This is a genomic window from Janthinobacterium tructae (genome assembly GCF_006517255.1).
Lineage (GTDB): Bacteria > Pseudomonadota > Gammaproteobacteria > Burkholderiales > Burkholderiaceae_D > Janthinobacterium > Janthinobacterium tructae.
In genome coordinates this window covers 5,515,022-5,526,946 of the sequence record NZ_CP041185.1, presented here as the reverse complement: position 1 = coordinate 5,526,946, position 11,925 = coordinate 5,515,022, and the positions used below count along the sequence as shown (strand labels likewise).

The window sequence follows — 11,925 nt, the reverse complement described above, 5'->3', positions numbered from 1 at the left end:
CAATACCTGGCAACTGCGCTCCCGGCACGGGACGCGGCTGCCGGCAGCAGCACCCGAATATAAGCGACGGCAAGGGCATGTACCCGCGCCGCGGACTCATGGACATTGGAGCGCCACGCTCCAGGATAAAAATGACGATCAAGAGACTGTTGGCGGTGTTTGCCTGCGCGGGTCTGCTCGCGCCACAGGCATGGGCTGCCGAAAAAATCGAATTCTGGACCTTCAGCATGAAGCCCAAGTTCACGCCGTATTTCAATGCAGTGGTGGCGCGCTATGAGGCGCAGAATCCCGGCGTCAAAATCGAATGGATAGACTTCCCGTGGGACGTCATCCAGACCAAGCTGGTCACGCGCATCGTGGCCGGCACGCCGCCTGCGCTGGTCAGCCTGAACGTGCCCTGGGCCGACGAATTTGCGCGCGACGGCTTGCTCACGCCCATCGATGGCCTGATCGCGGAGGCGCGCGCCAGCTACATTCCCAGTGCCCTGGAAGACCTGCGCTTCAAGGGCCGCACCTATGGCTTCCCCATGTACAGCAATGTCGCGGTGATCGCCTTCAATACCGATATCTTCAAACAGGCGGGCCTCGCGCGCGGACCTGCCAGCCTCGATGAACAGCTGGCGTTCGCGCGCCAGATCGCGCAACGCACGGGCAAGGCCGGCATCGCCCCCGCGCTGTCGAAGATCGACGGCCTGTTCATGCAGCAGGGCCTGGCCGTCATCACCGATGGCCGCGCCGTCTTCAATTCGCCGCAGCACGTGGCGCTGGTGCAAAAACTGGCCGACACCTATAAAGTGGGCGGCCTGCTGAAAGAAAGCCTGTTCGCCGAAGATAACTTCCCGGCCGTGATCGACGCCTACAAGGGCGGCCGCCTGGGCATGCTGCTGGCGCCCCCCACGGCCATGCAGCGCATTCGCGGCGATGCGAAAGACATCTACGCCATCACCGACGTGGCACCCGCGCCGCTTGGCCCCACCGGCATCGCCGACGGCGGCTGGCTGGTGCACTTCGCCATTCCGAAAGGCGTGCCGGCACACCTGTTGCCATCGGTCGGCAAGTTCGCGCGCTTCCTGACGAACGACACCAACCAGCTGGCCTTCGCCAGGCAGGCCAGCGTCTTTCCCACCACCGTCAAGGCGGCGGCCGACCCGTTCTTCCTCGCCACGCCGCAGAACGCGGGCGCGGCCGAGAAAGCCGTCGCTGCCGGCGCCCTGTCGATGGGCCACTCGCGCACCCTGTACGTGGCCGGCATCGACGACTACGACGAGCTGCGCCGCTCGCTGGTCAAAGCCGTCGAGGCGGGCGTGACGGGCAAGCAGGACGTGAAACAGGCGCTGGACCAGGCCGTCGCCATCTGGAACCGCAAGCTGGCCACCCTGCCGCGTCACTGAGGACAGCATGAAACTCACCCACCGCCACACCCTGCAAGCCTGGCTGTTTCTCGCCCCGGCCCTGCTGCTGCTGGCCGCCTTTTCCTTCTGGCCCGTCGGCTACGGCTCCGTGCTGGCGTTTACCGACTACAGCCTGATACGCGAGACGCGCTTCGTCGGCCTGGATAACTTCCGCTATATCTTCAACAACGAGATGTTCGTCTCGGGCCTGAAGAATTCGCTGATGTTTTTGCTGATGGTGCCCTTCGTGCAAGTGGGCGCCATCGTGCTGGCCGTGCTGGCCAACAACCGCCTTCCCGGCATCCGTTTGTTCCGCGCCGCCTTCTACGTCCCCGTGGTGACCACCGTTTCCGTGGTCGGCATCATGTGGGGCTTCATGTTCCACGAACAGGGCGCCTTGAACTACGTGATGCTGACGCTGAAACTGGTGAACGCGCCCGTGGGCTGGCTGACGAACGACAGCCTGGCCCTGTTCGCCGTCATGTTCGTCACCCTGTGGCGCGGCCTGGGCTGGTACATGGTGATGTACCTGGCGGCGCTGCAATCGATCCCGTCGGACATGCAGGAGGCGGCCATGCTCGATGGCGCCAACCGCTGGCAGCGATTCTGGAAAATCACCGTGCCGATGCTGCGCCCCACCATCATGCTGTGCTCCATCCTGTCCGTGCTGGCGGCCCTGAAGGCTTACCAGGAAGTCGACGTGCTGACCCAGGGCGGACCGATGAACTCGACCTTCACGGCGCTGTACTACGCGTATGACCAGGGCCTCAAACACTTGAAACTGCCGCGCGCGCTGGCCGCCAGTTTCGTCGTCTCGCTGTTCTGCATAGCCATCGCCCTGCTGTGCCTGCGCTATCTGAAACCCAAGCACCGCTGACAGGGGCATGACCATGAATACCCGTTCCCGCCCCCTGAAAACCCGCCTGCAAATACTGGGCCACTATGCCGTGCTGTGCGCGATCGCCGTCGTCTGCGTCTTCCCGTTCTGGTGGACCCTGGTGACGGCCATTTCCACGCAAGGCAATATCTTCGCCTTCCCGCCCACCTTCTGGCCGAAGGCGCCGTCTTTTGAGAACTTCATCGAAGTGTTCAATGCGATCCCGATCTGGTCGTTCTTCAAGAACTCCGTGCTGATCGCCGTGTTCACCGTCTTCTGGAAACTGCTGCTGTGCTCTTTGGCCGCGTATCCGCTGGCGCGCCTGAAATTCCGTGGCCGCAAACTGGTGTTCGGCCTGATCCTGGCCACGCTGGTGCTGCCGTCGGAGGTGAATTTTCTCGTCAACTTCATCACCATCACGCAAATGAGCCTGGTCGACACCTACACGGGCGTGATCCTGCCCAACGTGGTGACGGCCGTGGCCATTTTGCTGCTCAAGCAGGCGTTCGAGGAAGTGCCGCAAGACCTGATCGACGCCGCGCGTGTCGACGGCGCCTCCGAGTGGGTCATCTTCAGCCGCATCATGCTGCCCCTGATCACGCCATGGCTGGCCACCGTCGGCATCCTGACGGCCGTCGAATCTTGGAATGAATACATCTGGCCCTCCATCGTCATGAGCAAACCCGATGAATTCCCGCTGTCGGTAGGCGTGCTGTATTTGCGCGGCACGTTCGGCAGCAGCACGCGCGTGATCGCCGCCGGCACCCTGATCACCATCGTGCCGACCCTGCTGGCATTCCTGTTTACCCAGCGCTTTTTCATGCGCGGCATGGACGGCGCCGTCAAATGAGCGCCGCCATCGCCACCGACCTGCGCCGGCTTGCCGGGCAGCTGCTGATGACGGGCATCCCCGGCACCGAACTCGATGCGGCCACGGCGCAATGGCTGCAGGCCAGCGGCGTGCGCGCCGTGTGCCTGCACGCGGCCAATCTGCGCGATACGGCGCAGCTGACGCGCCTGAGCGCGGACTTGCGGCGCGCGCTGGGGCCGCACGCGCTGATCGCCATCGACCCGGCCGGCATGCCCCCGGCTTACCCGGCCTGGCTGCCGCAGCCGCCGGGCGCCATGGACCTGTGCGCCCTTGGCGACGCGGAGCTGGCCAACGGCATGGGCGCGGCGACGGCGCGCGGCTTGCGCGCGCTGGGTATCAACTGGCTGCTGGCACCCTTGATCAATCTCGACACCGGCGCCGCACAGGCGCCTGGCGCGGCGCAGGCGTTTGGCGGCGATCCGGCACAAGCGGCCGCCATGGCGCAAGCCTGGACGGCGGGCTGTCAGGCCGAGGGCGTGGCGTGCTGCGCCAGGCTGTACCTGCCGCAGCACGCTGCCGGTGGCCAGCTGCCCAGCGTCGACAAGACCCGCGCGCAGCTGGAAGAACACGATTTCGTGCCGTTTCGCCAGGCCGCCACGCAGACGGCCTCGATGCTGAGCGCGCACGTGACCTATCCGGCTCTCGACGCGCGCCAGCCCGCCAGCCTGTCGCACGCGGTGATGCATGGCTTGCTGCGCCAGCAGTGGGGCTATGGCGGCGTGCTGCTCACGCCCGGCATCGACGCGCAGGGCGGGCATGTCGGCGCGCGCGCCCTGGCCGCCGGCGCCGACATGGCCCTGCTGGCCGATGCCGCGCAGTTGCCGGCCGCGCTGGACGATGTCAGCGCCGCGCTGGCCTCTGGCGCCCTGCCGCTGCAGGCCGTGGGTGCGCGGCTGCAGCGCCTGGCGGCCATGGCCGCACGCTACCCGGCCGCCAGCGGCGTGTACGCGCAGGAGGCGGCCGACCGCATCATCATGGCCGAGGCCAGGCGGCGCTGCCAATAACCGCGCCTTTGCACCGAACGCAATACCCGACTATCAAGACGACCCGAGGAAGCATCCATGAACGACAAGACCAGCAGCAGCAACCGTAGCAAGGGCGGCGTCCGCAGCCCGATTTCGTGGGTGCCCACCTTGTACTTCGCCCAGGGCCTGCCGTTTTACGCGGTGGCCCTGGTGGCCGGTCTGATGTTCAAGAGCATGGGCGTGCCGAACGACCAGATCGCCCGCTGGACGGGCCTGATCGGCTTTGCCTGGGTCTTCAAGTCGCTGTGGAGCCCCTTTCTGGAGCTGGCGTCGAGCAAGAAGACCATGGTGGTGCTGTTCCAGTTCGCCGGTGGCCTGAGCCTGGGCCTGATCGCGCTGGCGCTGCAAACGCCGCTGTGGTTCGCCGCCTGCATCGCCGTGCTGTTCGTCGCCGCGCTGGCTTCGTCAACGCACGACATCGTCTGCGATGGCCTGTACATCGCCAGCCTGTCCGACAAGCAGCAGGCGGCTTACGCGGGCTGGCAGGGCGCCTTCTTCAACGCGGGCAAGTTCATCTCGCTGGGCGGCCTGGTGATCCTGGCCGGCTACTTGGAAAAAAATATCGGCGTCAAGCCTGCCTGGTCGGTGATTTTCCTGATCATCGGCGCCATGATGCTGTCGCTGGCCGCATATCACCTGTGGGCGCTGCCGCAGGTGCGCAACGTGGCCGTGGCCGACAAGAGCGTGGCCGGCATCAGCAGCACCCTGTGGGACGTGCTGGTGGACTTCCTGAAAAAGCCCGGCATCTGGGGCATGATCGCCTTCATCATCCTGTTCCGCGCCGGCGAGGCGCAAGTGCAGACCATCGGCCCGCTGTTCCTGCGCGAAGCGCGCGAGCTGGGCGGCCTGGGCCTGTCGACGACGGAAGTGGGCGCCGTGTACGGCACGGCCGGCACTGTCGCCTTTTTGCTGGGCAGCGTAGGCGGCGGCTATTTCACTTCCTGGCTGGGCCTGAAACGCGCCATGCTGTTCCTGATCCTGGCCATGAACTTGCCGAACCTGGTGTTCTATTACCTGAGCCACAGCATGCCCACCGACCTGACCCTGATCACGGCCGCACTCAGCGTGGAGATGTTCGGCTACGGCTTCGGCTTCGTCGGCCTGATCCTGTTCATGATGCAGGTGGTCTCCGTCGGCAAGTACCAGACGGCCCACTATGCGTTCGCCACCGGCGTGATGCAGCTCGGCTTCGTGCTGTTCAAGATGATCAGCGGCGACATCCAGACGGCGCTCGGCTACAAAACCTTTTTCCTGTGGGTGCTGGTGTCGGCCCTGCCCGTCCTGATCCTGTCGCGCTTCATGCGCATCGGGCCCAAGGATGCGGCCGACAAACCCGACCTGACCAAGGCCGATTCCCCCCAGGCGCCAGCCAGCGCCAGCTAGGATAGAACCACCACATGGCACATATCGTTTTAAAGAACATCGTCAAGCTGTACGACGACAAGCACCCGGTCATCCACGGCATCGACCTCGCTATCGGCGACGGCGAATTCGTCGTCTTCGTGGGGCCTTCCGGTTGCGGCAAATCAACCCTGCTGCGCATGATCGCCGGGCTGGAAGACATCACGGACGGCGAGCTGCATATCGGCGGCAAGCTGGCCAACGACATCGCCCCGGCCGAGCGGGGCCTGGCCATGGTCTTCCAGAGCTATGCCCTGTACCCGCACATGACGGTGTACGAAAACATGGCGTTCGCCCTCAGCCTGGCCGGGCACAAGAAGGCGGAGGTGCGCGCCGCCGTCGAGCGCGCGGCAGAGATCCTGCAGATCACGCCTTTGCTCAAACGCAAACCGAAAGACCTGTCGGGCGGCCAGCGCCAGCGCGTGGCCATCGGCCGCGCCATCGTGCGCAAACCCAAGGTCTTCCTGTTCGATGAGCCGCTGTCGAACCTCGACGCCTCGCTGCGCGTGCAGATGCGCGTGGAGATTTCGCGCCTGCACCAGGAACTCAAAACCACCATGATTTACGTCACGCACGACCAGGTCGAGGCCATGACCCTGGGCGAGCGCATCGTCGTCTTCAACGGCGGGCGCATCGAGCAGGTGGGCAGTCCGCACGAGCTGTACAACCATCCCGGCAACCTGTTCGTGGCCGGCTTCCTGGGCGCGCCGAAGATGAACTTCATCGCTTGCGAGGCTGTCGCCTGCGGGCCTGGCACGGTGGCCGTGCGCCTGCCCGGCGGCGCCGTGATCGACGTCGAAGCGCAGGGCAATGGCGTAGCCCCGGGCGACCAGCTGACCCTGGGCGTGCGCGCCGAGCATGTCAGCCTGCAGCACGGGGAGACGGCGAACGACAACGTGATCGATGCCAGTGTCAGCCATGTCGAATACCTGGGCGACGTGGCCATCGTTTACGCCAGCATGCCAGGTGTGGCCGGCATGCTGGCCGAGATGCTGGCCGTCAAGCTGCCGGCCGAAGATGGCGTGCGCCGGGCGGGCGACGCCATGCGCCTGCATTTGCCGCCGCAGCGCTGCCTGCTGTTCGATGCCGCAGGGCAAGCACTGGCGCGCACGTTTGCCGCCCCCGCTCAGCCGTTTATGTGACAATAGCCGCTCTGTATCATGCCGCTTCTGTTTGTCTTATGCAGGCAGACTGGCGGAAATGTATTTTTTCGAGCTTCCCTGCCCCTTTGCGATGCCGCTGCACGATGTTGCCGCTGCCACTGCAGGTGCGTATTTTTGTTATTGATTGAAGGATAACCCATGTCCCAATTCCGTCTTGCCCGTCTCAGCCTGATCCTGGCCGCCATCGGCCTGAACGTCCTGCCTACCCTGTCGCACGCGCAGGATGCCAAGCCAGCCGCTGCCGCCGGTGCACCCGTCGCCGCCCCCGCAGACACGGTACGTCCTGAAGTATTCAAACTGCTCGATCCGGCCGCCGTCAAAGCCTCAATGGAGGCAAAAAACTACGCCGACGTGCAAAGCCGCATCGACCAGGCAGCCGCCATTCCCGCCCTGACGCCCTACGAATTGTTCGTGCTGAACCGCCTGCGCGTGGCGCTCGCCTCCACCACCAACAATACGGCCATGGCCATGACGGCACTGGAAGCGGTAATCGAATCAGGCAAGCTGGACAAGAAAGCCCAGGGCGACTTCATCCAGGCGCTGGCCAACTACCACTACAACGCCAAGGATTATCCGAACGCCATCAAGTGGTTCACCCGTTACCAGACGGAAACAGGTGACGTCGCGGGCGTGCGCCAGTACATCATCCGCTCCTACTACTTCAGCAATGATTTCGCGCGCGCGAGACAGGAACTGATGGCCGACCTGACGGCCAAGCAGCAAGCGGGCAAGACGCCGACCATCGAAGAACTGCAATTGCTGGCCAATACGGGCTCGAAGAGCAAGGATCCGGCCACCTACCTGGTCGCCATGGAAAACCTGGTGCGCTACTACCCGTCGGATGACTACTGGAGCGATTTGCTGAGCCGCACGCAAGGCAAGGCCGGCTATTCGGACCGCTTCGCGCTTGACGTGCTGCGCCTGCAATTCAAGGCCGTGGGCACCATGCCGCCGCAAGATTACAGCGACATGGCTGAAATCGCCTTGCAGAACGCCTTCCCGACGGAAGCGAAAAAAGTGCTCGACGCCGGCTTTGCCAAAGGCGTGCTGGGCACGGGCGCGAATGCCGCCAAGCACAAGAAACTGCGCGACCAGGCCAACAAGGCCGCCGCCGACGATGCGAAAAACATCGCCAGCGGCGAAGCCTCGGCCATGAAGAGCAAGGATGGCACGGGCTTGATCAACCTCGGTTACGCCTTCGTGACGATGGACCAGTTCGACAAAGGTATCGACCTGATCCAGAAGGGCATCGCCAAGGGCGGCTTGAAGCGTCCGGAAGACGCCAAACTGCGCCTCGGCTATTCCTACGCCATGGCCGGCAAGAAAGACGACGCCATCAAGGTTCTGGAAACGGTCAAGGGCGGCGACGGCGTGGGCGACCTGGCCCGCTACTGGATCCTGTGGCTGAACCGTCCTGCCACGGCAACGGCGGCACCGGCAGCAGCGGCGCAGTAAATCCGGCTCCCCGCAGCATGCGCAAAGCAGTTCCCGGCTCAGGCCGGGGCTGCTTTTTTTTCGACCTTTTTCATCCTCCCATGCCGCCATCGACCTCCCCCGCCGAACGCCTGATCAGCCTGGACGCCTTCCGCGGCTGCGTGATCGTCACCATGATCTGGGTCAACTACCTGGCCGGCATGCCAGGCATTGCCTTCTGGCTCGAACATGCGGGTCCGCGCGCCGATGGCATCACCGTGCCCGACCTGGTCTTTCCCGGCTTTCTGTTCATGCTGGGCATGGCCATTCCGCTGGCCTTGCAGCGCCATTGCGGCCTCGTCACGCCAGCCTTGCTGGGGCGTTTGCTGTGGCGCTCCGCCAGCCTGATGCTGGCCGGCGTGGTGCTGGCGAATGCCTACCGCTACGATGCACAGGCGGCGCTGCTGCCGCAGGCCGTGTACTTGCTTCTGTTTTATATGGCCATGATGCTGCTGTGGCGCCAGGGCGCGGGCAAGCTGGAGCTGGCCGCCGGCGGCGCGCTGATGCTGTTCCTGCTGGCGATGTTTCGCGGCGAATTGAATGCGGAATTTTCCAGCACCTGGCTGCAACCGTCATGGTGGGGCATCCTCGGCATGATAGGCTGGTCTTATCTGCTGTGCAGCCTGCTGTACCTGGCGTGCCGGGGCAGCAGCACGGCGCTGATGGGCATGTTTGCCCTGCTGCTCGTGCTGTACATGGGCGGCACGGCGGGCAGCCTGGATTTCCTGCCGGCTGGCGTGAACGCCATCGTCAACGTGCCGCAAGTGCTCGGCTCGACGGCGGCCAACGTGCTGGCCGGCACCTTGGTGGGCCAGCTCTTTCTGCGCAGCGCCGCCCTGAACCATGGGCAACGCATCCGTTTCATGGCGTGGTTCGCGCTGGGCCTGCTGGCGGCCGGCCTGCTGCTGCGCCCATATCACCACATCAACAAGATCGCGGCGACGGAATCGTACACCCTGGTCTGCAGCGCCATCATCCTGGCCCTGTTCCTCGTGTTTTACATCGTCATCGATGTGTGGCGCTGGCGCGCCTGGGCGGTGGTGCTGTTGCCCGCCGGTACCAATGCCCTGTTCGCCTACATCGTGCCCGACCTGTGGCAGCAACTGGCGGCCGTGCTGCACCTGCCGCGCTTCTGGTGGCCCTGGCTGGCAACGGGCGGCACGGCCGGCCTGTGGAATGCCGCCGCCGTCACCGCCCTGATGCTGCTCTTCACCACGCTGGCCACCCGCTACGGCCTGAAGTTGAAGTTTTAGACCTTGATATAGATCTTGCGCTTGTCCATGGCGTAGGCGATCAGCCAGCACAGCAGCATGAAGCTGACGGCAAACAGCAGCGAGCCCACACGCGCCGGCGCCCAGCCCGTAAACCACTGCTGGTACAGCCACTGGTACAGGTTGCCGCTGCCGATACGCACGGTAAACGCGATGATCACCAGCACTTCCGACACCAGGTAAATGAACAAAGTGTTCTTGCCGAAGACTTCAAAGAAATACGTCCAGCCCGTGATCTTGCGCACGTCGATGATGAACATCAGCAGCGCCAGCAGCAGCAAGTCCAGGCCGATGCCCAGCATCACGTAAGAGCTGGTCCACAGCTTCTTGTTGATCGGAAACACCTCGTTCCAGCACAGGGCCACGGCCACGCAGATGAGACCGGCCACGGCCAGCTGAACCAGGCTGGAGCGCAGCTGCGCCGGCGTCGCCTGGCGCAAGAAACTGCCCGCCAGGTAGCCGGCAATCACATTGACGATGGCAGGCAAGGTGCCGAGCACGCCTTCCGGATCGAAGGCGAGCCCTTCGCCGTGATACAGGTGGCTGTCGCCCAGCAGGAACAGGTCCAGCCTGGCTGGCGCATTGCCATGCAAGCTGTAGTCGCCAAAGCATGCCAGGATGGTCCAGTAGCCGAGCAAGGCGCAGGCGCAAAAGACCAGCGCGCCGCGCGTCTTCCAGTAATGCAGGATCAAAGCGGCGGCCAGGTAGCACACGGCGATGCGCTGCAGCACGCCGGGGATGCGCGTGTGCGACAGGGGCGACCAGGCGAACTGGCCCGCATCGTCAATCTTGAAGAAAGGGAACCAGTACAGCAGGAAGCCCAGTAAAAAGATCAGCGCGCTGCGCCTGCACAGCCTGGCCAGCACGGCGCCATGACCCAGGTGCTCATATTTGCCCAGCGCAAAGGCCAGCGCATTGCCGACGACAAACAAAAAGCTGGGAAAGACCAGGTCCGTCACAGTAAAACCATGCCATTCGGCATGCAGGAACGGCGCATACACCTTGCCCCAGTCGCCCGGTGTATTGACGACGATCATCAGGGCCACGGTCAGGCCGCGCAGGACGTCGAGGGCAAGGTAGCGCTGATTCATGGCTGCGCACCCTGCAGGACAGGCGCCAGGGCCGTGCCCAGCACCTGCTGCGCATCGCCGCTCAATTCCCAGAACATGCCACCACGCAAGCCCTTGTCGCGGATATAGCGCACCTTATGGGCCACCGACTGCGCATCTTCATAGCTGATGAAGACGCCGCTGTCGCGGTTGTACAGATACGGTACTTGCGACGCGGCATTCCAATGGCGCTGGAAGCCGCGCGCGCCCTTGCCATCAACCAGATAACCGTGCTCGATCAGATGCCGGTAAGTGAAGGTCGGCGTAGCATCATTGCCACTGGCCGCGCCCTGGCAAGGCTGGTACAGGCCATCGCCGCGGGGACCGGCGGCGCACTGCTTCCAGCCATAGCCATAGAAGGGCACGCCCAGCACCAGCTTGGCGGCAGGCACGCCGGCGCGCAGGAAGCGCGTCACGGTGGCGTCCGCATGCAGCTGCTTGTCGCGCTGCGGATCGGCCGGGTCGGCATACAGGGGTGCCAGCTGGCCATTCTCGGCATCCCACACGCCGCGGTAGTCATACGTCATCAGGTTGATCCAGTCCAGCTGCGCCGCCAGGCGGACGATCCAGCCCGGCGCGGCGTCGCTGTCATCGCTCAGGCTGGCATGCGCGCCGGCGGCGATGGTGATCAGGTAATGGCGGCCGGCCGCCCGCTTGCCAGCCTGGTCGAAGGCGCTGCGCAGTTCGCTAACCAGGCGCACATAGTTTTCCTTGTCGCCGCCGCGGTGGCAGACCTTGCCTTCGATACAGGGAATGCCCCCCGTGGCCGGATGCTCCCAGTCGATATCGACGCCATCGAGACCATGCCGGCGCACCAGTTCCAGCGCGGAAGCGATGAACGCCTGGCGCGCGGCCGGCGTGGCGGCCACGTCCGAAAAGCGGTTCGACCAGATCCAGCCGCCCACCGACAGCAGGACGCGCAGCCGTGGATGACTTTGCTTGAGCGCATTGAGCTTGCGCAAGTTGTCGGCATCGGCTTGCGGCGCCGGCAGCACGATGCTGCCATTGGCCGGCCGGGACGGCTGGCCCTGCGCATCCAGGCAGGCGCTCACGCCGCCACCCTCGGGTGCGGGGTTGCCATGTTCGCCATCCCAGCAGATGTCGGCGAACGCGTACTGGATCAGGCTGACATTGCCAGCGCGAATATTGTGCTCGCTCACGGGAAAATCGGCCGATTTCCAGCCGGGATAATAGGCCACCACTTCCGGTGCGAGGGCCGGCGCGGCGGAGGCGGCGGAGGCGGCCAGCGGCAGCGCGCAGGCGCAGCAAGCCAGCATTGCATGTAATGTCATCGGAGCTATCCCACCATATAAAGAAAACCTTCTTGCAATAAAAAAATGGCGG

10 protein-coding genes are annotated in these 11,925 nt (G+C 64.4%); 8 read left to right on the top strand and 2 right to left on the bottom strand.

What is annotated here, in order from left to right; genetic code table 11:
- The first annotated feature begins 131 nt into the window (after positions 1–131).
- The 8 genes from FJQ89_RS24260 to FJQ89_RS24225 all read left to right on the top strand — a co-directional run bounded on the left by FJQ89_RS24260 (position 132) and on the right by FJQ89_RS24225 (position 9,454).
- A complete protein-coding gene (locus FJQ89_RS24260) occupies positions 132–1,391 on the top strand; it encodes an ABC transporter substrate-binding protein (RefSeq protein ID WP_141172025.1) in 1,260 nt (419 codons plus the stop codon).
- 7 nt (positions 1,392–1,398) lie between these two features.
- Positions 1,399–2,268, top strand: a complete 870-nt coding sequence (locus FJQ89_RS24255; RefSeq protein ID WP_141172024.1) for a carbohydrate ABC transporter permease — start codon at positions 1,399–1,401, stop codon at positions 2,266–2,268.
- 13 nt (positions 2,269–2,281) lie between these two features.
- Positions 2,282–3,118 (top strand): carbohydrate ABC transporter permease, encoded by an 837-nt coding sequence (locus FJQ89_RS24250; protein ID WP_141172023.1) that lies wholly within the window; start codon positions 2,282–2,284, stop codon positions 3,116–3,118.
- Entirely contained in the window at positions 3,115–4,143 is a 1,029-nt protein-coding gene (locus tag FJQ89_RS24245) for a glycoside hydrolase family 3 N-terminal domain-containing protein (protein ID WP_141172022.1), read from the top strand. Before FJQ89_RS24250 ends, FJQ89_RS24245 begins: the two co-directional genes overlap by 4 nt.
- Before the next feature lie 57 nt (positions 4,144–4,200).
- Positions 4,201–5,547 (top strand): MFS transporter, encoded by a 1,347-nt coding sequence (locus tag FJQ89_RS24240; protein WP_141172021.1) that lies wholly within the window; start codon positions 4,201–4,203, stop codon positions 5,545–5,547.
- Between the two features lie 14 nt (positions 5,548–5,561).
- Complete coding sequence (locus FJQ89_RS24235) at positions 5,562–6,707, top strand: ABC transporter ATP-binding protein (RefSeq protein ID WP_141172020.1); 1,146 nt, start codon at positions 5,562–5,564, stop codon at positions 6,705–6,707.
- Between the two features lie 159 nt (positions 6,708–6,866).
- Positions 6,867–8,183: a hypothetical protein gene (locus FJQ89_RS24230; RefSeq protein WP_141172019.1), complete on the top strand. Its 1,317-nt coding sequence runs from the start codon at positions 6,867–6,869 to the stop codon at positions 8,181–8,183.
- Positions 8,184–8,263: 80 nt separating this feature from the next.
- Positions 8,264–9,454 (top strand): DUF5009 domain-containing protein, encoded by a 1,191-nt coding sequence (locus FJQ89_RS24225; protein ID WP_168208519.1) that lies wholly within the window; start codon positions 8,264–8,266, stop codon positions 9,452–9,454.
- On the opposite strand, the gene FJQ89_RS24220 is transcribed toward FJQ89_RS24225, so the two are convergent.
- Positions 9,451–10,563: an acyltransferase family protein gene (locus tag FJQ89_RS24220; RefSeq protein WP_141172017.1), complete on the bottom strand. Its 1,113-nt coding sequence runs from the start codon at positions 10,561–10,563 to the stop codon at positions 9,451–9,453. The two genes, FJQ89_RS24225 and FJQ89_RS24220, sit on opposite strands and share 4 nt — an antisense overlap.
- Positions 10,560–11,873 (bottom strand): glycoside hydrolase family 18 protein, encoded by a 1,314-nt coding sequence (locus FJQ89_RS24215; RefSeq protein WP_141172016.1) that lies wholly within the window; start codon positions 11,871–11,873, stop codon positions 10,560–10,562. Before FJQ89_RS24215 ends, FJQ89_RS24220 begins: the two co-directional genes overlap by 4 nt.
- Between the last annotated feature and the right edge of the window lie 52 nt (positions 11,874–11,925).